17 protein-coding genes are annotated in these 21,018 nt (G+C 50.9%); 7 read left to right on the forward strand and 10 right to left on the reverse strand.

Going from position 1 to position 21,018, the window contains the following annotated elements; genetic code table 11:
• Positions 1–397 precede the first annotated feature (397 nt).
• Complete coding sequence (locus AC53GJ_RS03290; RefSeq protein ID WP_496731112.1) at positions 398–2,422, reverse strand: methyl-accepting chemotaxis protein; 2,025 nt, start codon at positions 2,420–2,422, stop codon at positions 398–400.
• Between the two features lie 237 nt (positions 2,423–2,659).
• Complete coding sequence (gene hutC / locus AC53GJ_RS03295; protein ID WP_496731113.1) at positions 2,660–3,397, reverse strand: histidine utilization transcriptional repressor HutC; 738 nt, start codon at positions 3,395–3,397, stop codon at positions 2,660–2,662.
• Between the two features lie 169 nt (positions 3,398–3,566).
• Here hutC and hutI point away from each other — a divergent pair, with 169 nt between their 5' ends.
• Entirely contained in the window at positions 3,567–4,808 is a 1,242-nt protein-coding gene (gene hutI, locus AC53GJ_RS03300; RefSeq protein WP_496731115.1) for an imidazolonepropionase, read from the forward strand.
• Between the two features lie 16 nt (positions 4,809–4,824).
• Here the strand turns inward: hutI and AC53GJ_RS03305 are convergent, their stop codons facing one another.
• Positions 4,825–5,895, reverse strand: coding sequence for a formimidoylglutamase (locus tag AC53GJ_RS03305; protein ID WP_496731116.1), 1,071 nt, complete (start codon positions 5,893–5,895; stop codon positions 4,825–4,827).
• Between the two features lie 21 nt (positions 5,896–5,916).
• The gene (gene rraA, locus AC53GJ_RS03310) at positions 5,917–6,402 is read right to left on the reverse strand and encodes a ribonuclease E activity regulator RraA (protein WP_496731117.1); all 486 of its coding nucleotides are present in this window, start codon (positions 6,400–6,402) and stop codon (positions 5,917–5,919) included.
• Between the two features lie 176 nt (positions 6,403–6,578).
• Between rraA and AC53GJ_RS03315 the strand changes: the two genes are divergently transcribed.
• The 3 genes from AC53GJ_RS03315 (at position 6,579) to AC53GJ_RS03325 (ending at position 11,241) form a co-directional block, all read left to right on the forward strand.
• Positions 6,579–8,588: a putative bifunctional diguanylate cyclase/phosphodiesterase gene (locus AC53GJ_RS03315; RefSeq protein WP_496731118.1), complete on the forward strand. Its 2,010-nt coding sequence runs from the start codon at positions 6,579–6,581 to the stop codon at positions 8,586–8,588.
• Positions 8,589–8,709: 121 nt separating this feature from the next.
• The gene (locus tag AC53GJ_RS03320) at positions 8,710–9,234 is read left to right on the forward strand and encodes a phosphatase PAP2 family protein (RefSeq protein WP_496731119.1); all 525 of its coding nucleotides are present in this window, start codon (positions 8,710–8,712) and stop codon (positions 9,232–9,234) included.
• 144 nt (positions 9,235–9,378) lie between these two features.
• Positions 9,379–11,241, forward strand: a complete 1,863-nt coding sequence (locus tag AC53GJ_RS03325) for a methyl-accepting chemotaxis protein (RefSeq protein ID WP_496731120.1) — start codon at positions 9,379–9,381, stop codon at positions 11,239–11,241.
• Between the two features lie 44 nt (positions 11,242–11,285).
• Here the strand turns inward: AC53GJ_RS03325 and AC53GJ_RS03330 are convergent, their stop codons facing one another.
• From AC53GJ_RS03330 to priA, 5 genes are all read right to left on the reverse strand, one after another.
• A complete protein-coding gene (locus AC53GJ_RS03330) occupies positions 11,286–11,654 on the reverse strand; it encodes a gamma-butyrobetaine hydroxylase family protein (protein ID WP_496731121.1) in 369 nt (122 codons plus the stop codon).
• A gap of 93 nt (positions 11,655–11,747) precedes the next feature.
• Positions 11,748–13,079 carry an ATP-dependent protease ATPase subunit HslU gene (gene hslU, locus AC53GJ_RS03335; RefSeq protein ID WP_496731122.1) on the reverse strand — a complete coding sequence of 444 codons (1,332 nt, stop codon included), beginning with the start codon at positions 13,077–13,079 and terminating at the stop codon, positions 11,748–11,750.
• An 11-nt stretch (positions 13,080–13,090) separates the two neighbouring features.
• Positions 13,091–13,609 (reverse strand): ATP-dependent protease subunit HslV, encoded by a 519-nt coding sequence (hslV, locus tag AC53GJ_RS03340; RefSeq protein ID WP_496731123.1) that lies wholly within the window; start codon positions 13,607–13,609, stop codon positions 13,091–13,093.
• Positions 13,610–13,790: 181 nt separating this feature from the next.
• Positions 13,791–14,336 (reverse strand): SPOR domain-containing protein, encoded by a 546-nt coding sequence (locus AC53GJ_RS03345; RefSeq protein WP_496731124.1) that lies wholly within the window; start codon positions 14,334–14,336, stop codon positions 13,791–13,793.
• Positions 14,337–14,456: 120 nt separating this feature from the next.
• Entirely contained in the window at positions 14,457–16,646 is a 2,190-nt protein-coding gene (gene priA / locus AC53GJ_RS03350) for a primosomal protein N' (protein WP_496731125.1), read from the reverse strand.
• A gap of 226 nt (positions 16,647–16,872) precedes the next feature.
• Here priA and rpmE point away from each other — a divergent pair, with 226 nt between their 5' ends.
• Together rpmE and AC53GJ_RS03360 are read left to right on the forward strand one after the other, a co-directional pair.
• Positions 16,873–17,085 carry a 50S ribosomal protein L31 gene (gene rpmE / locus AC53GJ_RS03355; RefSeq protein WP_082971527.1) on the forward strand — a complete coding sequence of 71 codons (213 nt, stop codon included), beginning with the start codon at positions 16,873–16,875 and terminating at the stop codon, positions 17,083–17,085.
• A 637-nt stretch (positions 17,086–17,722) separates the two neighbouring features.
• A complete protein-coding gene (locus tag AC53GJ_RS03360; RefSeq protein ID WP_496731126.1) occupies positions 17,723–18,979 on the forward strand; it encodes a malic enzyme-like NAD(P)-binding protein in 1,257 nt (418 codons plus the stop codon).
• Positions 18,980–19,086: 107 nt separating this feature from the next.
• Here the strand turns inward: AC53GJ_RS03360 and metJ are convergent, their stop codons facing one another.
• Positions 19,087–19,422: a met regulon transcriptional regulator MetJ gene (metJ, locus tag AC53GJ_RS03365; RefSeq protein WP_260655934.1), complete on the reverse strand. Its 336-nt coding sequence runs from the start codon at positions 19,420–19,422 to the stop codon at positions 19,087–19,089.
• A gap of 304 nt (positions 19,423–19,726) precedes the next feature.
• On the opposite strand from metJ, the gene metB reads away from it, so the two are divergent.
• The gene (gene metB / locus AC53GJ_RS03370; RefSeq protein ID WP_496731127.1) at positions 19,727–21,016 is read left to right on the forward strand and encodes a cystathionine gamma-synthase; all 1,290 of its coding nucleotides are present in this window, start codon (positions 19,727–19,729) and stop codon (positions 21,014–21,016) included.
• Positions 21,017–21,018 lie beyond the last annotated feature (2 nt).

Consider the following 21,018-nt stretch of genomic DNA (forward strand, 5'->3'; position numbering starts at 1 on the left):
CTCCGGTTAAACAATACCATTTCATAGGTATCTTTTCGCGCCTCTGTGCGTTGCTTTTTCTAGCCATAGCCAGCTATGACGTACGAAAAGCGCCTTGATATGCACGAAAATCTACCCATGAAACCTTTAATTCGTGCTGTTCTTATGAGTCTTTGTGCACGGTACTTATTAACCCGAGCTCAGGTTAAGTGTTTTTTCGGTAAAAATGTACAAAAATGAAGTTTTTTGCAAGTTACACTTGTTTGTTATTTAGCATTATTGTTAATATTTAACCAAGAAAGGAACTTACAAAGTCCAGGATGGACGCAAACACTGCCTGCCTTGCCGGAGCGGACGCCAAGCCACTCCGGTTTTTTTTGCAGCAAAATGCTGTTTTAGTGACCAAAGCTAGTGATCGTTATATTTTAAAAGCCTGGATCGACTGTTGCAGATCAGCTGCGCTCTGCGCTACTGCGGCGCTGTGTTCCAGCGTGCTATTGGCTTTGCCACTGCTGTGACCGGCCAGTTCCACCATGGTACTCATATTCAGTTGAATGGCATGACCAAGTTGTAATTGCTCCGTGGTCGCCCTGGCAATAGCGGTACTGATGCCCTGCATTTGCGCAATTGCCTGATTGATATTGCTAAGCGAAGCGACCAGGCCAGCAGTATGGCCAACACAAGTGTCAGCATCGGTTTTACCGCGGCTGACGGCGGATACTGCAGCGGTACTTTGTTGTTGCAAATTATTGATCATAGTACGAATTTCGTCTGTGGCGGCTTGACTACGCACGGCCAGACTACGCACTTCATCGGCCACCACGGCAAAACCCCGGCCTTGTTCACCGGCTCGTGCCGCTTCGATAGCAGCATTGAGCGCCAGCAGGTTGGTTTGTTCGGCAATGCCGCGGATAGTGGCCAGTATGCTGCCGATATTATTGGACTGCTCATTGACCTGCAGCATCATACCGGCGGTTTCGGTCAGTTGCTCTGCCAGCCTGGTAATTAATTGATTATTTTCCTGCGAAATACTGTCGATATGCTTGCTCTGGGCGCTGGCTTGATCCATCTCGCTGACGGCTTGTTCAGCATGACTGGCAATCAGATTGGTATTGGCCGCTAATTGCTGGGTGGAATCATTGACTGCTGCAATTTGCTGCTGCTGCTGTTCCAGTGCCAGGCTGATTTCACCAACCTCCTGCCGCGACAGCGCCGAGCTTTGTTGTAATTCGTTGGCATTGAGCACAATCCCTTTGATCAACTGACTCAGGGCCTGGATCAGGCTGTTGACCTTGGCCGATAAAGCACCAAATTCGTCATCATTATTAATATTAAGCTGGCGGCTTAAATCGCCGGCGGCAACTTCTCCCAGCACTTTGTTAATGCCCGCCAGCGGTTTGAGCATGGCATTAATGGTGAAATAGGCCGTTACTGCTGCCAGTGCTATCAGCACCAGCATCAGGATAAAGGTACGGACTGTGCCAAAACTCAGGGTGTCGGACATTTCGTTTTGTAACTGATTAAACTGGCCGGTGGCAGCGGTCAGGACTAAGTCCAGTGCTGTCACAGCCTGAGTGACCGCTTGTTCTGACTGTGCCAGCTGTTGTTTTGCCTGTTGGGCTGCCGTCAATTGTTTGGTTTTGATTGCAACCAGATTCTCAGTCGCACCGATACGTTGAGTTAACTCAGCCAATTGCTGGTTAAAGTCTTGCCATAAGTCTTCGGCCTGCACTTCTTTCACCAGATTACCAATGTAATCCAGATTGCCTTGCATATCACTCAAGCCAAATTCGAGATTTTGCTGACTTTCCGCCAGTTGCGCCACATCGGTAAAAGCATTAGTTTCCCGAATGGTTTGCATCAATGTCAGCAACTGGCCATCGACCCGGCCAGCCGCTCCGGCAATCAGCTCTAGCTGGGCTTTTTTGCCGGGCGCTGGTCGATAAGAAATATCCAGTAAAGTGGCACCGGCATCGTCAATCAGTTGCACTAACTGACTCAGTTCCGCCGCTGCGGCGGCTTCAGCTGCGACTGTGGTCAGTTTGGCGCTGAACATTTGATTTACAGCACTGACGTAAGCAGTGTAATGCTGGCTGGCTTCAGCAAGCGGCTTGGCCAGTTGCGGATCGGTTTTCAGCAATTGCTGTAACCTATCGATATTCTGATGATACTGTTGTTCGGCGCTGCTAAAATCCGCCTGATATTTACTGATGGCTGCTTGTTGTTCCGCGGTATAACCCAGAGCTGATAGCTTGGCCAGTTTGAGCAATTGGATTTGGGCACTGTTGCTTTGTTGTTGGGCGGGTACCGCAATTTCATTGACATGTTGGCTGGCGGAGGAGACAACGCTAAAACTCCAGAGCGAGGACAGACTGGCCACCAGCAGTAATAAGGCGATAAAACCAAAACCAATAATAACCTTCTGCGCGACGCTCAGCTTCATCTGTTGCCCCTGTGATTTTGTCATTGTTTTTATTGTTGTTTGAGTATTGACGAACTTTGCCGAAGGTCAAAGTTGCACCGAAAGTTAACAGAGATATAGCAGCTGGTCTAGCCAGTTGTTAAGAAAATATGCAATTAAAATGCGCTGAAACTGGCGGTTAAATGGGGCAGCGGTCAGGATGGTAAGCTGTGGTAAGCAGGCCAGTCTTGGCGGCTAGCCTGAAGCTGGCAAGGCTGATTAGCGCTGTGGCGCCGGCTGAAAGGTTAATTGGCCACCTAAGCGGTAACGGCTACCCGCAGAGGTTAAAAAGGCAAAACTGACGGCACCCTCGCGGCTGAAGGTGCGGCGGGTTAATCGAAGACAAGGTTCAGTTTTATTAATTTTCAAATGCTTGCAGGTAAAATCATCTGGCAGTATCGCTTCAACTACATGGTCGGCTTTGGTCAGCGGTGCCACTGCACTTAAATATTCATGCGGGGTCTGGCTGACAAAATCCTGCGCCAGATAAGCTGGCACCTGAGCCGGATTGACATAACGCGCCTCCAGTTGTAACGGCTGCTGATTGTCATAATGCACAATCAACGAGAAAAACACTGGTGCATTGCGCACCAGACCGAGCGCGGCAGCCACCACGGCCGGGCAGGGCAGTTCAGTCAGTTGTACCAGTTGTGCCGAATGGAAATGGCCGCGCGCCTGAATTTCATCGGCGATGTTGCGGATTTCCAGCAACGCCGACTGCGACTTTGCGCTGGCGACAAAGCTGCCGACTCCCTGTGTTCGGTACAATACCCCTTGTTCGGTCAGTTCTTGCAGTGCACGTCTGGCCGTCATCCGGCTGACGTTAAACTGGTCACAAAGTTCGTGTTCTGACGGTACTCTGCTGTGTTCAGGCCAGTTGCCAGATTCGATCTGGCTGAAAATGAATTCTTTAATGGCAGCAAATTTGGGCGTGCTGGCACCGCTGTTGTGATTCATGGGTCTATCACAGCCTGCTGTTGGCAAAGAATATTGGAAAATTAGCGGCTTTTGATTGTATATACAAGCGGCTGCGTTAGAATATTTCGGCAGCCATAGGTCGCTGACTGGTGATCAGGGCCGTGTGCGCAGCGCTTTTATCCATCAATCCCACCCACAGGAGTCTGTAATGGCCAACACCGAGCAACAGTTTGACGCCGTCTGGCACAACGTACAATTGGCAACCATGAGCAACAATGGTCAGCCTTATGGCGTGATCCATGATGCGGCGCTGGCGGTGAAAGATGGCCTGATAGCCTGGTGCGGTCCCAAAGCTGAGTTGCCGCCTTGTGATTTACTGACAACGCCTTTGTATGATGGACAGGGCCAGTGGCTGCTGCCAGGGCTGATTGACTGCCATACCCATCTGGTTTATGCCGGCAGCAGGGCCAATGAATTTGAAATGCGGCTCAATGGCGCGACCTATCAGCAAATTGCTGCAGCCGGTGGTGGCATCAAATCGACAGTCGCGGCGACCCGTGCCGCTTCCCATGAAGAACTTTTTGTGCTGGGTAAAGACCGGCTGAATGCGTTATTGCAGCAGGGCGTCACCACGGTTGAAATTAAATCCGGGTATGGTCTGGATCTGGCATCAGAGCAAAAAATTCTCGAAGTGGCGCAGCTGTTAGGGGAACATCATCCGATCTGCGTCGAAAAAACCTTTTTAGGTGCCCATGCACTGCCGGTGGAATATCAAGATAACAGCGATGGTTATATTGAGCTGGTCACCGAAACCATGCTGCCACAATTACAGCAACTGGGGCTGGTCGATGCGGTGGATGTGTTTTGCGAAGGGATTGGCTTTTCGGTGGCGCAAAGCCGGCGTTTGTTTAACAAAGCCAAAGCCCTGGGATTACCGGTCAAAGCCCATGCCGAGCAGTTATCCAGTTTGGGTGGCGCCGCACTGGTGGCTGAGTTCGCTGGCTTGTCGGCCGATCATATTGAGTATCTGACCGAAGCTGATGTGCAGGCGATGGCTGCAGCTGGCACTGTGGCGGTGTTGTTACCGGGCGCTTATTATTTTTTACGCGAAACCAAACAGCCACCTATTGCGCTGCTGCGGCAATATCAGGTGCCGATGGCGATTTCCACTGATTTGAATCCTGGCACTTCGCCTTTGTGTCAGCTGCCGCTGATGCTGAATATGGCCTGTACTTTATTCAAACTCACCCCGGAAGAAGCCTTGCGCGGTGTCACTGTGCATGCAGCTAAGGCGCTGGGTAAAACTGACCGCGGTGTATTGGCGGCCGGTTATCGGGCTGATTTTGGCCTTTATGCCATCAACCAGCCGGCCGAACTCTGTTATCAGTTCGGCGTCAGTTGTTTAAAGCAGTTGGTCATTGCCGGGCGTGAAGTGCCTTTACAGCGCTGATCGGCTGCGCTGTGTTTCAGCACGCTTTGGTCGCCGCCGCAGTTTTGGCCTGGATAAATGCCAGCACCAAGGCGGTTAACACTTGTCCGGCTTCAGACATGCCTGCAGCCAGCCCCGCCGGGTGCTGCGCAGGCGCGGCTTCGGCCAGGTGCAAGTAGGCGCTTTGCGGTAAACTGCCAAGCTGCCAGACATATAATTCAGCTTCCCGCACTGTCAGACCGCAGTTGGTAAAGGCACTGACCGGCATCAGACTGATGCTGTCGGTATCCAGTTCGATGCCAAGTGGCGCTGGTGTCAGGTCGGTAAAAGCGATGGCTGCTGTCACCGCCTGGCTGAAGCTTTGTTGCTGGCGCAGATACAGATCCTGATAACTGCAAAAGCCTACACCCGCCTGTTGCATCTGCTGCAAAGCGCTGGCGGAGTTTTTCAGTTCATGCAACCCCAGCACAAAATACTGGCCCAGCCAGCCGCGCTGCTTTGCATAGCTGAAACCATTGCCACTATGCCGGCCTTCCAGCAAACGGAAGTCGCAGTGTGGATCCAGATTGATCGCATTCACGCTGCTGCCATGCTGCTGAGCTAACGCCTGCAACAGCGGCAATGCATTGTTATGACCGCCACCAATCACAATGGGCCACAAACCAGCGGCAAAAATCTGTTGCAGCACAGGGGCGGCCCGTTGGTCGATGTCGACACAAAGTTGTCGCAGTTGGGCTAGCTGTTCCGGCACGCTGCTGTGTAAACCGGCACTTTGTTGCTGTAAATCGCGGCATTCAATTTCGCCCAGTAACAGAATTTGCTGGCCATCGATAAAAGCATTGGCCTGCAGATTTAAAAAACGCCGTAAAAAGGCTTCAAAACCTAAAGTCGCGCCGCCATTGCCAAAATTGGCCCTGGGCCCGATATCTTCAGCAATCCCCAGCAACACAAAACGTACACCCTGAGCTTTCGCCTGTAGCAGACATTCAGCCAGTGGCAGAGTTGGGTGGGGCCAGGCTAAGGTTTCACCGAGACGGGTTTCACCGCTTCTTTGTTGTTGAAAGGCCGCCAAAGTGGCGGCCTGATATCTGATCAGTTGTGCTGTCATGATTGCTTTGGCATTCAACTATTATTCAATATCAAGCGCTTCAGCCGACAAAATAATGCCGGTGCTGTCAGCGTACAAATGATCTTCTGGCAGGAAAGTGACACCGGCAAAGTTCACTGGAACCTCAGTTTCACCAAAACCCTGATCATCAGCGCCAACCGGAATGGCATTGACCGCCTGAATGCCGATATCAAAGTCTTCCAGCGTATCTACATCCCGCACACTGCCGTAACAGACAATGCCTTCCCAGCCGTTTTCAGCAGCCAGGGCCGCCAATTCAGCGTCAATCAGCGCGCGTCTGGCTGAACCACCGCCGTCAATCAACAGCACTTTACCTGTGCCTGGCTCAGCCAGCATCTGCCGGATCAGGCCATTGTCTTCAAAACATTTGACGGTATGGATCATGCCACCAAAAGAACGGCGGCCGCCGTAGTTGGCAAACAGAGGTTCCACCACGTCGATCATGTCGGCATACAAGTCACATAATTCGGAAGTATTGTATTGCATCTGTTGCTCCAGCTGATAACTCATTGATCTGAAGCACAGTATAAACTGATCCGGGTGAAGCTCAAGCAGGATCTGGTATCTGCTTTGTAGCCAGAGTTGCCAGGCTGCTATATGCAAAGCTTTGATGAGTGTGTTAATTTTTAATTTCACTCGCAAGCTCTGTCAGGATGTTTTAGTTGAGCACAGAATTAATCCTCAGCCGATTGTCACTTTTCTTCATCCAGACCGGCCTGGCCTTGGTGCTGATGCTGGTGCTGTGGCATTTTTATCGTATCTATCAGCGCCATTATCTGAAATCCTGGGCGCTGGCTTTTCTATTATTTGCCTGTTATGTGTTGAGTCTGACAGCGTACAGCATGCTGAATTCACAGCAAGGCAGGCTCGCTGTGCTGCCTGCGTTGCTGGAGTTTAGTTATATTTTCAGCTGTTATGCTTTTGCTATCTGGGTGCTGGTCGGTGTGCGTGAGGCGGTGACCACAGAGCGGATCCCCGCGCGGCTGGTGAATCAACTGCTATTGCTGGTCGCTCTGTTAGCGCTGGTCTCGGTGTTGTTGTTTGCCTTTGATGGCAGTCTGAATCCATGGAAATATTATCTGCAGGTCAATCTGCGGTTACTCTTTATCGGCTCGGCTTTATTAGTGGCCGGCGTCTGGTTATTTACCTTACCAAATAAAACCTTTGTCACCCGGCTGGTCGGCTGTAGTGTGCTGTTATGGGGTTTGCAGCAAATCCTGGTGGCTTTAATCTCGGTGTGGCTGGGTCAGGGCAGCACCCTGGACCGGGTGGTGCTGATCAGCAAGCATCTGGAATTATTTTGCCAGACCATTCTGGGACTGGGGCTGATTATCTGGTTGCAGGAGGATGAAAGGCTGGCCAATCAACAACTGACCGCCAAAACCCGTTATCTGGACAGCCATGATCATCTGACCGGCGCTCTGAACCGGGATGCCTTATTGGAGCAGTTGACTGATCTGCTGCAACAGCAGCAGCCATTTCTGCTGATTATGCTGGGGCTGGATCGGTTTAAAACGGTGAATGAGTCGGTTGGGTTAAAACAGGGCGATCGGATTTTACGCGAAGTGAACCGTCGTTTCGAAGCCAGTATTCTCAAACCCAGGCTGATAGCCCGCACTGGGGGGGATATTTTTGCCCTGGTGTTGACTGATGTGCATACCGAGAAACAACGACAATTCAGTCTGCAGCATTTAGAGCAGCAGGTGGAAAAACCTTTTAATTTTGATAATTCTCAACTGAAACTGACCGCCAGCATGGGGATTGCGCTGTATCCGGAGCATGCCGGCAGTGCCGAAACCTTGTTACAAAAAGCCAATATCGCTTTTCACCATGCCAAACGGCAACAGCAGCGCTGGGTGCAGTATCAACTGGGGATGGAGGAAGAGTCTGCCCGTTTGTTGCTGCTGGAAAAAGAGTTGTTACGGGCTATCGCGCAAGATGAGCTGGTGTTATATTTTCAACCGCAATGGAATATGCGTGAACAACGGATTGATGCTTATGAAGCGCTGGTGAGATGGCAGCATCCGGAGCGTGGTTTACTGATGCCCGGCCAGTTTTTACCGGCGGTGGCGCAGCTGGGTCTGAGTCAAAAGCTCGACCTAGCTTTGCTGGAAAAAGCGGTGGCAACCTTGGGTCGTTGGCGGGCGCAACGTATTATGTTGCCGGTGGCGGTGAATATGTCGCCGATCCATTTTGAGCAGGAAGGTTTGAAACAAAAAATTCAGCAGCTGTTGCAGCAGTATCAGGTGCCGCCGACCATGCTGGAGCTGGAAATCACCGAAAATACCGCGATGGGGGATATGGAGAAAGGCCGCAATTTTGTCACTGAGTTGCAGCAGATGGGGATCCGGGTGTCGATTGATGATTTTGGCACTGGTTATTCATCCTTAGGCTATTTGCGCAAAATGCCGATCGATAAAATTAAAATCGATCGCAGTTTTATTATGGATATGGCCGGTAGTGATTCTGACATGATGATCGTCAAAACCATGATTACGCTGGCGCATGGTCTGGGTAAACGCATCTTGGCGGAGGGGGTGGAAGATGAACATCAATTCAGTTTATTGCGCCATATGGCCTGTGATGCTGTGCAAGGTTACCTGATTGCCAAACCTTTACCTGAAGCCGAAGCGCTGGCCTTATTAAAGAGGCCGGTGCAGCCAGGTCACTGAATTTGCCGCTTGCCGGCTGTTGTTGTAGCAAGCCTTGGTCGTGCTGCTTTGCTGATTGTCATGGCGTTGTCATCTGTAGCCGCTAAGTTAAAACAACCAGCGGCACTGGCAGGACAGCCTGATGAAAATGACAAGACTCGCGGCCTGGGATCAGCGTTTTTTTATCCGGGTTTTTCAACGATGCGCAAGCCAGCAAGTGTTCCGGTTTTGTTATTGGTTTTCCAAAACGGCCGACGGGCCTTTGTATCTGTTGCTGGCGATATGGCTGTATTTTTGGCAACCAGCTGGTTATCTGCAGTTTATCCAGTTGCTGGCTGCAGGTTTTGCCATTGAATTACCCTTGTATTTATTGCTGAAAAACAGTGTCCGCCGCTTAAGGCCCGCTGATTTATTACAGCAGCATATCCAGTCTTATATAGTGCCTTCCGATAAATTCAGTCTGCCTTCCGGCCATACTGCCGGCGCTTTTGTGCTGACCACGACTGTCGCGTTGGTTTATCCATTGTATTTACCTTTGCTGTTACCCTGGGCTTTGGCGGTCGGACTGAGCAGGGTGCTGTTGGGAGTGCATTTTCCCTGCGATATTCTGGCGGGCATGCTACTGGGCAGCAGCGCGGTGGTTACGGCCGCTTTATGGCTGTGGTGAGCAGGTATGAGTTTCTAAAATGGTTACAATGCAGCGCTAAAAGTCTGATCCTGATCAAAAGGCCGAATTATTTGCTGTCACAAAGCGCAGCCGCGCTGTTTCTTTCCTATGCTTAGGTCTGTTTTTCAGCACAGGATCATCAATATGCTTCGCAATTACTCCATCAAACAGCGCTTGTTGTTCAATGCAGTTTCAGTTGGTATAGCTCTGTTACTGATGCTGGCGTTGCTGATTTACCAAAGTGCCCAGCAAACTGAGCTGGCGGAACTGCGGTTAAAAGTTTCAGAGCTGAATAATGATGTACTGGCGCTACGCCGGCATGAAAAAGATTTTCTGATGCGACTGGAACTGTCTTATCAGGAAAAATATCAGCAGGAATTTCAGCGTCTGCACCAGGACAGTCAATTGTTGAAATCCGGCTTGCAACAGGCGGGTATCTCAACAGCGCCGCTGGACGATTTTCTGCGCCAGACCGATTTGTACCAACAGCAGTTTCAGCAGTTGGTCAAACTCAGCACCGACGTTGGGCTGACACCGCAATCGGGTTTATATGGCCAGCTCAGAACTGCGGCTCATCAACTAGAACAACAGTTTAAACAGGTGCAGAATGATGGCCTGCTGGTCAGTCTGCTGCAATTGCGACGGGCAGAAAAGGACTTTATGTTAAGGTCGGATTTGAAGTATTTGGATAGTTTTAATCAGCAGTTTCAGCTATTTACCACTCAGTTGCAGAGCCTGAATTCAAGCGCTGATTTACTTAGTGCTGCCAGCGATTATCAGCAGGCTTTTACCGCACTGGTGCAGGGCAAGCAGCAAATAGGCTTGTCGCCAGCTGAAGGGGTGATGGCGTCCATGCGCGGTGCTATTCATCAGACAGAACAAAGCCTGGAAAAAATGTCTGCCGATGCAGCCAGCGCTGTGGATGCTGCGGTGAACACCACCCGGACACTGGCGTTTAGTATTTTTATACTCGTCTCCATCGCTGTGCTGTCGTTGGTGCTGTTAACCAGCCGTAGTATTTTGCAGCCGATTGCTAATGTCTGCCGCACTATTGGCCTGATCCGTACTGACAATGATTTCCGGCAAAGAGTGGATGTCAGTGGCAATGACGAAATGACCACGCTGGCGCAGGATTTTAATCAGTTGCTGTCCGATGTACAGGGCTTAGTCGGAGAGGTAAACCAGGCCTTGCAGATGCTGGATGATGCCACGAGTGAGCTGGCGCAGTCCACGGCTGCCACCAGCCGTGGCATGGGCCAACAGCAATTGGAAAGTGATATGGTGGCGACCGCAGTTACTGAAATGGGCGCCACCATTGATGAAATTGCCGGCAACACCGAAAACACCGCCAACAAAGCACAGGCTACCAATCGTAATGCCAGTGATGGCATGAAAGAAGTGCAGCAAACTGTGGCCCGGATCAGTGCTTTATCTGCCGATTTACAACAAGCCGCCTTAGTGATGGGAGAGCTGGAGCGCGACAGCAGCACTATCGGTTCTGTGCTTGATGTGATCCGTGGTATTGCCGAGCAAACCAATTTATTGGCGTTAAATGCCGCTATTGAAGCAGCCCGAGCCGGCGAGCAGGGCCGGGGTTTTGCCGTGGTCGCAGATGAAGTGCGAAGTCTGGCGCAGCGCACTGCGGAATCAACCCGGCAAATTGAACAAATTATTCAGGGGCTGCAAAAAAGGACCAAACAAATTGTCACGGCGATGCAAAATTGCCGGCAGCAAGGTGAGGCAGGGGTGGAGCAGGCTGGGGTGGCCAGTGCTTTGCTCAGTACTATTACCGACGATGTGACGCTGATTATGGATATGACCACCCAGATCGCGACTGCGATTGAACAACAGAGTCATGTGGCGGCAGAGGTGAATAAAAACGTTATTCGGATCCGGGATATTTCTGAGGACTCCTTAGCAATCGCCAGGCAAAATGCCCATATCAGTGAAGAGGTGGCAGTACAAGCGGCCAGATTACATCAGACAGTCGATAAATTCCGCGCCTGAAATCATCCTCAGCATGGGGTTGCCCTACAGGCTACCCCTGCTGCTTACAACTGACGGAAGTTCAGCTGTGTTTCTCTGTTGCTGTTGGCATCTGTCAATCGCTGCAGATAGTCTTGCCACAACGCTTCGCGGTTGTCATGGAGCTGGCGTAAATAAGGCCAGCTGTAGATGCCGCTGTTGTGGCCATCATCAAACACCAGTTTGGCGGCATATAAACCGACCGGCAAAATCTGCTTGATGGCAACTTCGCGTTTATGGCTGACCAGTTTTGGCTGGCCATGCCCCCTCACTTCGGCGGAAGGCGATAACACGCGGAGCATTTCCGCGCTAAAACTTGCCATCACGCCGTCGCTAAACAACACATCCAGCACTTTTGCTTGTTGATGGTAATGTAGTCGGCTCACCTGATGCATAGGGACTCCTTGCGACAACAGGCCCGAGTCAGCGGGCCTGTTTATGGTTTGGACTGTTGATCTGCACTACTATGTATCGTAGTAAGCGCTTGCTTACAGAATAAAGCGGCTTAAATCTTCATCCTGCACCAGCGCATCCAGATGGCTGTCGACATAAGCAGCATCAACCACCACCTGTTGACCAGCATGATCAGAGGCTTCAAACGACACTTGCTCCAGCAAACGCTCCATCACGGTATATAAGCGGCGGGCTCCGATGTTTTCGGTTTTTTCGTTCACTTGCCAGGCTGCTTTGGCTATCCGCTCAATACCATCTTTGGTGAAAGATAAAGATACACCTTCGGTGGCCAGCAAAGCACGAGTTTGTTCAGTCAGTGATGCTTTTGGTTCAGTCAGGATGCGTTCAAAATCAGCGGCAGACAACGCCTGCAGCTCGACCCTGATCGGCAAACGGCCTTGTAATTCCGGCACTAAGTCCGAAGGTTTGGCCATCTGAAAAGCACCAGAGGCGATAAACAAAATATGGTCGGTTTTCACCATGCCATGTTTGGTATTGACGGTACAACCTTCAATCAATGGCAGTAAATCCCGCTGCACGCCTTCACGCGATACGTCCGGGCCTGAGGTTTCGCCGCGTTTACAGATTTTGTCGATTTCATCAATAAACACAATGCCGTTTTGTTCAACCGCTTCCAATGCTTTGGCTTTGAGCTCTTCCGGATTGACCAGCTTGCCAGCCTCTTCTTCGACCAGTTGCTTCAGCGCATCTTTAATTTTCAGCTTACGCTTTTTGGTGCGATCAGCGCCCATATTCTGGAACATGCTCTGCAATTGCTGAGTCATTTCTTCCATGCCTGGTGGTGCCATAATTTCGACCCCCATGGCTGGCATGGCCAAATCCAGTTCAATTTCTTTGTCGTCGAGCTGACCTTCGCGCAATTTTTTGCGGAAAATTTGCCGGGTATGGTTATCACTGTCAGAGGCTTCAGCTTCACCCCAAGTATTTTTAGCCCGTGGTAACAGCACATCCAGAATGCGCTCTTCGGCGGCTTCTTCGGCGCGGAAACGGTTTTTTGCCACTTCCAGTTCGCGCACCATTTTCACCGCGCTATCGGTCAGATCGCGGATGATGCTTTCCACTTCTTTGCCGACATACCCCACTTCAGTGAATTTGGTTGCTTCGACTTTGATAAAAGGCGCATTGGCCAGTTTGGCCAGTCGGCGGGCAATTTCAGTTTTACCAACACCAGTCGGGCCTATCATCAGAATATTTTTCGGCGTAACTTCTTGTCGCAACGCAGGCTCAAGCTGCATCCGGCGCCAACGGTTACGTAAGGCAATCGCCACGGCCCGTTTGGCATCCTGCTGGCCGATAATATGACGGTCCAGCTCGTGAACTATTTCTCTTGGGGTCATTTCAGACATAACGGGCCTTCTTACAAATCTTCAATCGTGTGGTGCTGGTTGGTGTAAATACAGATATCACCAGCAATAGTTAAACTCTTTTCCACGATATCGCGTGGAGACAGCTCGGTATTTTCCAGCAATGCTTTGGCTGCTGCCTGGGCAAAAGGTCCGCCTGAGCCGATGGCAATCAGATCCTGCTCTGGCTGGATCACATCGCCATTGCCGGTAATGATCAGTGAACAATTGGCATCCGCCACCGCCAATAAGGCTTCCAGCTTGCGTAGCATCCGGTCGGTGCGCCAGTCTTTGGCCAGCTCGACCGCTGCGCGCATCAGATGGCCCTGGTGTAATTCCAGCTTGGCTTCAAATCGTTCAAACAGGGTAAACGCATCTGCAGTACCGCCAGCAAACCCAGCCAGTACTTTGCCGTGGTATAAACGACGGACTTTGCGGGCATTGCCTTTCATTACGGTATTACCCAGGGTCACCTGGCCGTCGCCGCCTAAGGCAACCTGGCCGTTACGACGGACAGAAACTATTGTAGTCATGAGGTCTCTTTGAAAGAAATGAGCCAGCAACAAGCTGACTGTGGCTGAACAGATGCAGCATTAATAAGGCTGCATTTGCAATATTTCAAGGTGAGCAGACAGAAAAGAACCGTTGACGACGCTGGGGGCAAGCCGCAGGCGATTTCAGCAGCAGGCCGGCGTCAAGCCGGCAACTGCGGATTTAGTACACCCAGCAATCGGCGATTTTTTGCCGTTTTAGCAGGTTTTTATCGGCGGTAGCCTGACGTTTACTGGAATAAGGACCAGCAACCACCCGGTATTTGCCATTGGACTCTTTGATTTCGGTGCTGACGCCGGCAAAGGCGATTTTGGCTTTCATTTGCTGCGCGCCTTCCAGCGCTTTAAACACGCCACAGGTCATATTGCCCGGTGCTTTGGCTGCCAGTTCCGCCGCCGTGACTTTCACTTCTTTGGTTTCCAGCTCTTTGATATAAGTGTAAGGCTCTTTTGACGGTTTGGCCGGCAGTTCATCCTGCGGTTTTTTCGCCGCCATTGCTTCAGCTTCGGCTGCTGCGGCGGCTTTAGCTGCAGCTGCGGCAGCCTCGGCACCTGGCCGGTGTGAGATATGCCATAAGAAATAGCCAAACACCATCACCAATAATATGACCACGGCAATCAATAGCTTAGGCACCGGCGATGGTGTTTTGGCTTTTTTTCTCGACCGGGGTTGCGGGCGGGCGGCTTTGACATAATCTTGCTGCGGCATATTGGTTTGCTGAAATCACACTTTTTAACAGTCGGACCGGCATTCTACTGAAAAACTGTGACAAATGACACCCTGATCCTTGCCAGTTGTCGGAGCAGGGACTGTTCGCCACTGCGATCCTCAGGATAAATCCAGCGGATCGATATCCAGTTGCCACTTCAAACGCCGTTGCGGGCCTTGCTGCTGAATTTGCTGTAATAACAGCTGCAACAGTTGATGTAGTGACTTGCGCTGCGGACTGAACAATTGCAATTGCCAGCGATATTTACCGGCTTTGCGTTCCAATGGCGCCTTCACCGGCCCCAGCCATTGCAGCTGTCCGGCAGGGCTGAAGCTGGCGGTGCTATCGGCCAGTTGCTGCAAAAATTGCTGGCACAGCGCCGTGTCATCGGCTTCGGCACGAAATAATGCCATATATAAATAAGGCGGTAACCGGGTTTGCTGCCGTTCCCGCAGTGCACTGCGGGCAAAGGAGGCGTAACCGTTCTGGATCACATCCTGCAACAGCGGATGACCCGGATAGTGGGTTTGTAACAGCACTTTGCCGGCGACATCACCACGGCCGGCGCGGCCTGATACCTGGGTCAGCAACTGCGCCAGCTGTTCACTGGCGCGAAAATCGCTGCTATACAAAGCGCCGTCGACATCGACCACCACCACCAGACTGACCGCCGGAAAATGGTGGCCCTTGGCCAGCATTTGGGTGCCGATAATCAACTGCGGGGTGCCGCTCTGAATGGTGGCCAGATGCGCTTCCAGGCTGCCTTTACGTCGGATGCTGTCCCGATCCAGCCGAGTGATTTGTACCTCTGGCAATACATGGCTCAGTTGTTCTTCCAGTTGTTCTGTGCCCTGACCAACGGGAGCTAACTGGGTACTGCCACAATGGCCACATTGATGAGGGACAGCGCGGCTGGCGCCACAATGGTGGCAAACCAATTGCCGGCTTTGTTTATGATAAGTGGTAAAAGCACTGCAGTGCAAACATTCCGTCAGCCAACCGCATTCATGGCAAATCAGGGCTGGCGCATAACCCCGCCGGTTTAAAAACAGCATCACTTGCTGGCCACGTTGCAGGGTTTGCCGGATCTGCGCCAGGGTGCCATCCGCCAGACCGTGTTTGAGCACCTGCTGTTTCAGATCCAGCAATTCAATCACCGGCACCTGCTGTGACGTCGCGCGCTGCGGCAGGCTCAGATGCTGGAATTTTTTCTGCTGGACGTTATACAAAGATTCCAGACTCGGGGTGGCCGAGCCCAGCAAAATCGGACATTGATGCAAGCTGGCTCTTTTGATGGCCAGATCGCGGGCATGATAGCGAAAGCCATCCTGTTGTTTAAACGACTGATCATGCTCTTCATCGATAATCAGCAGCCCCAATTGTAAAAACGGCAAAAACAGTGCCGAGCGTGTACCGATAATAATGGCAGCATCCCCACTCTGGCTACGTTGCCAGCAGCGCAAGCGGTCACCGTCATTCATATTCGAATGCCAGGTCAGCATCGGCACGGCAAAACGCTGTTCAAACCTCGCCAGTGTCTGTGGAGTCAGGCCTATTTCCGGCACCAGCACCAGCACTTGCTGACCTTTGGCCAGCACAGGCTGGATGGCTTGCAGATAAACTTCGGTTTTACCTGAGCCTGTCACCCCCTCCAGTAACAAGCAACTGAAACTGTCGAGTGCCTGCACCACAGCGGCGACGGCCAGAGCCTGCGCTGGATTGAGTGGTAATGGTTTTTGTTTTTCCGCCTGATAAACAAAAGGGCTGAATGGTTCAATCTGCCATGCGACCAGTCCTTTTTGCAGCAACTGGTTCAGCGTCAACCTGCTGTGCAGCTGTAATAGTTCGGTTTCTGCAACCGCACCTTGCTGTAGTTGTTGCCATACCGCCAGTTGCTTCACTGAACGCGAAAAATCAGTGGCACTGGCTTGCTGGCCGGTGGCGGTCAATTGCATGACCTGTTGTTTTTGCGTTGACAGCTGCCGACCTTCCCGTAACAGCGCGGGCAGGGCGCTGGTCAGGACATCGCCCAGCGGATGATGATAATAATCGGCAGCAAAGCTGAGTAAATCGCGCAGCAGGTTGTCAAATACCGGTTGTGGATCCAGCACCTGAGTGACTTTTTTCAAGCCGGCACCGCTAAAACTATCCGTTGGGTCCAGTTGCCAGACCACACCTACGAGCTGACGACTGCCAAAAGGTACCAGCACCCTGGCACCGATACAGACAGACTGCTCTGCGTCGGTTTCCAGTTCATAATCAAAATGTTGGCGCAAAGGCACCGGTAACGCAACACGAACTATGGCCACAGTGATCTTCCGGGAATCAAGTGTGAGCAGTGTACAAAGCCTGCAAGGCACTGAACAGGCTTTTTTCCTGCACTGCATAAGTGGCAGAATATTTAGTGTCGGCACTGTTTTTTTGTTGAATAAGCGCTGTTGATCTATTAAGCTACGCGGCCTAATTTAACTGAAATACGTATGGTGTTTGACAGCAAGACTGCTCAGATTGCGATACGGCCCAACGAGGTAAGCCATGAAACCAGGTATCCACCCGGAATACAAAGAAATCACTGCAACCTGTACTTGCGGTAATGCATTCAAAACTAGTTCAGCTCTGTGCAAAGACATCCACTTGGACGTTTGCTCAGCTTGCCACCCGTTCTACACTGGTAAGCAAAAAGTGCTGGACGTAGGTGGTCGTGTTGACCGCTTCAAAAAACGTTTCGCGGTACTGGGCGCCAAGTAAGCTGGCAACTGGTTCAGAAACAACAAAGGCACCTGCGGGTGCCTTTGTTGTTTTTGCGTATAACAACCTCAGGTTCACAACCTCAGGTTCACAACCTTAGATTGCGGCACTGGTTTGATGTGACTGGTAACTTTTTGCTTGTTGCATAATATTCAATCTGAAAATTTATAAAAAAATATCTTTGTTATTGAATATATTAGTTTTTTCTCATCTCTGTAGCGCTTATCTGCGTTAGTTCCGTTAATTCAGCCCTAAAAGTCTGCGCTTATGCTGGGTTGTTGGATGAATATTCACGGTTATTTATTCTGATCCGACCAGTTGTTGGTTTTCTGGTTGGCGGCAATAGAAAAAGTTGTTATAACTAAATTGCACAAACTTCCGCCAGTAAGAGCTACTGGCTTTGCTGCGCACAGTGCATACTGTGAGAGCTGGCGGAGCTTTGCTGTCAGTCACCGGCTGGCGGCAGTTCCCCTCCGCGGGAACTGCCGGGCAGTTGCTGAGTGGTACGATCAGCAAGTTATTGATTTGCATACGACTGTCTGCTCATTAAAATGAGCAGCCTTTTCGCCCCTACAAGCGCAAAGATTGGCAAATACAACTAAAGCCTAATGGGCTCAGCGTCAGGAACACTCTTACCATGTCAGATTTCAGAGAACAAGCACTGCGGTATCATGCCGAACCCAAACCCGGCAAAATCAGCGTTGAAATCAGTAAACCTGCTGAAACGGTGAAAGATTTAGCATTGGCCTACAGTCCGGGCGTGGCTGAACCTGTGCGGGAAATTGCCGAAAACGTCGATAACGTTTACAAATATACGGCCAAAGGTAATCTGGTGGCAGTGATTAGTAATGGCACCGCTATTTTAGGACTGGGCAATCTGGGGCCTATGGCTTCTAAGCCAGTGATGGAAGGTAAGGCACTATTATTTAAGCGCTTTGCCGGATTGGACTCTATTGATATCGAAGTCAATCACCGCACCACCGAAGACTTTATCAATACGGTAGCCAATATCGCCGATACCTTTGGTGGTATTAATCTGGAAGATATCAAATCACCTGAGTGTTTTGAGATTGAAAAAGAACTGATCAAACGCTGCAATATTCCGGTATTTCATGATGACCAGCATGGTACCGCTATTGTCACTGCAGCTGGTCTGCTGAATGCGCTGGAAATTCAGGGCAAAGACATCCGCAAAGTCACTATCGTCTGTATGGGCGCCGGCGCTGCTGCCATTGCCTGTATGGAACTGCTGATTAAATGTGGCGCCAAACGCGAATATATCTACATGCTGGATACCAAAGGTGTGATCCACACCCGGCGTGATGATTTAAATAAATACAAAACCTTATTTGCCAATAACACCGATAAACGCACGCTGGAAGATGCGCTGGAGGGGGCGGATGTGTTTGTTGGTGTATCAGGTCCAGATGTGTTGCCAGCTGAAGCGCTGAAACTGATGGCGGATAAACCGGTGATTTTTGCCTGTTCGAACCCGGATCCTGAGATCAAACCAGAATTAGCCCATGCAGTACGCACCGATCTCATCATGGCCACAGGCCGCTCTGATTATCCGAATCAGGTCAATAACGTGTTGTGTTTCCCGTTTATTTTCCGCGGCGCACTGGATGTGCGTGCCAGTGTGATTAATGATGAAATGAAAATTGCAGCTGTGCACGCGATCCGGGCTATCGCCAAGGAACCTGTCCCTGCAGCTGTGTTGGTGGCGTCACAAGTGGCCAGTCTGGAATTTGGTAAAGAGTATATCATTCCAAAACCGATGGACCCGCGTTTGTTACCAAGAGTGGCCAAAGCTGTGGCTGATGCCGCTGTTGCTTCCGGCGTCGCGCGGATTGAAATGCCAGTGGGTTATATGCAGTCATCGCCTGTGAGTTAAATAAGCGGATAGCCGTTAAAAAGAAACCCGCCTGTTGGCGGGTTTCTGCGTCCTGTTGTTTTGTCATTATTGTTATAAAACTGTCAGTCCGGCACTGCGGCTGCAGTTTATTCTTCGTCGGATTCAGCTTCCTGAATCACCGGAATAGGTTTGCCCATGCTGGTCAGAATATTGCGGACCTCAACCGGAATTTGATGCGGGTTGTCTTTGCGCAAATCTTCATCTGCTGGCAGTGGCTGGCCAGTGAAAGCATGCAGAAAGGCTTCGCACAATAATTCGCTGTTGGTGGCATGACGTAAGTTATTCACCTGGCGACGGGTTCTTTCGTCAGTCAGCACTTTTAATACATTGAGCGGGATAGACACGGTGATTTTTTTCACCTGTTCAGATTTCTTGCCGTGTTCTGCGTACGGGTGAACGTATTCACCATTCCACTTTGCCATAGTTGTAACCTTGAGTTAATTTTTTTGTTGTATGTTTGCCTGTCTTTTCCGGCATCCGCCAGAACCCGTGCCTGCGGTACCGGCACCCGGTTGCTGAACTGTCAGCAGCTGAATGCTACGTTAATCTTCTACCGAAACGTCAACAGACCTTTACGCACTTGGGCCGAAATTTTACTTCTTTATACGCCCGGATACAAACAATGCGCAAGAAATAATCATTGTAGACGTCTAAATGTTTTGACTTCTTTTTTTTCGACAGTATACTTTTAGACGTCTAAACGCCTAATTAAGCATGAGGTTAACTATGTCGAGCCGTCATTCCGCTACTATCACCGCCCGCGCCGGCATTGCGCAGGATCCGGCTTACGGTGCTGTAACTCCGCCCTTGTATTTAACCTCAACCTACGAATTAAAAGCTTTTAAACAACCGGGTAAATACGATTATTCCCGCTCTAACAATCCAACCCGTGATCTGCTTGGGGATGCCCTAGCCGAACTGGAATGTGGTGCTAAAGGCCTGGTGACCAGCACTGGCATGTCTGCTTGCCTGCTGGCATTACAACTGCTGACGCCCACCGACACGCTGGTGATCCCCCATGATTGTTACGGTGGCAGTTACCGGTTGTTTGTCAATCTGGCCAATCGCAAACAGGCTTTTAAAGTCGTCATCGTCAACTTCCAGCAGCCAGACTGGGCTGAGTTAGTCCAAAACGCGGCACCAAAAATGATTTGGCTGGAAACACCAAGTAACCCCTTACTACAAATTACCGATGTCAAAGCAGTGTGCGAGCTGGCGCAACAACTCAAGGCTCTGGTCGTGGTGGATAACACCTTTTTATCGCCAGTGCTGCAACAGCCATTATTGTTAGGCGCTGATATTGTGGTGCATTCGACCACTAAGTATCTGAATGGTCACAGTGATATTGTTGGTGGCGCACTGATCACCAAAGATGCAGCCATCGGCGATGAACTCAAATGGTGGGCCAACTGCCTTGGTGTGACTGGCGGTGCTTTTGACTCTCATCTGGTACTGCGGGGGATCCGCACCTTGTTGCCACGGATGAAAGCCCATCTGGAAAACACCGCGCTGGTGGTGGATTTCCTGCAACAGCAGCCATTAGTGGCAAAAACTTATTATCCGGGACTGGCCGACCATCCGGGACATGCCATCGCCAAGCAACAGCAATACGGCTTTGGTGCTATGGTCAGTTTTGATTTAGCGGCCGATGAGCGGTATTTACCGGTATTTTTTGCCGCTTTACGTTGTTTTACGCTGGCGCAGTCATTGGGCGGTATTGAAAGTCTGATTTGTCATCCCGGTACTATGACCCACGCATCCATGGACGCCGCGGCACAAAAAACCGCAGGTATAGGTCCGACCTTAATCCGCCTGTCGGTGGGGATTGAAGATAGCCGGGACTTAATCGCAGATCTGGTGCAGGCCTTTGCTGCTGTCACTGAGGCGATTGAGGCAGAGCAGCCTGCCGCCCCATCGGTATGCCAGCTGTCAGTCGCCACCCCGCAACCATCTGAAGCGGCAGCGGCTGACACCTTACAATTTCGTTCTAATCCGGCTCTGGCCGCTTTTTGGTGAGT

This window comes from Rheinheimera sp. B2H12, from assembly GCF_059620065.1.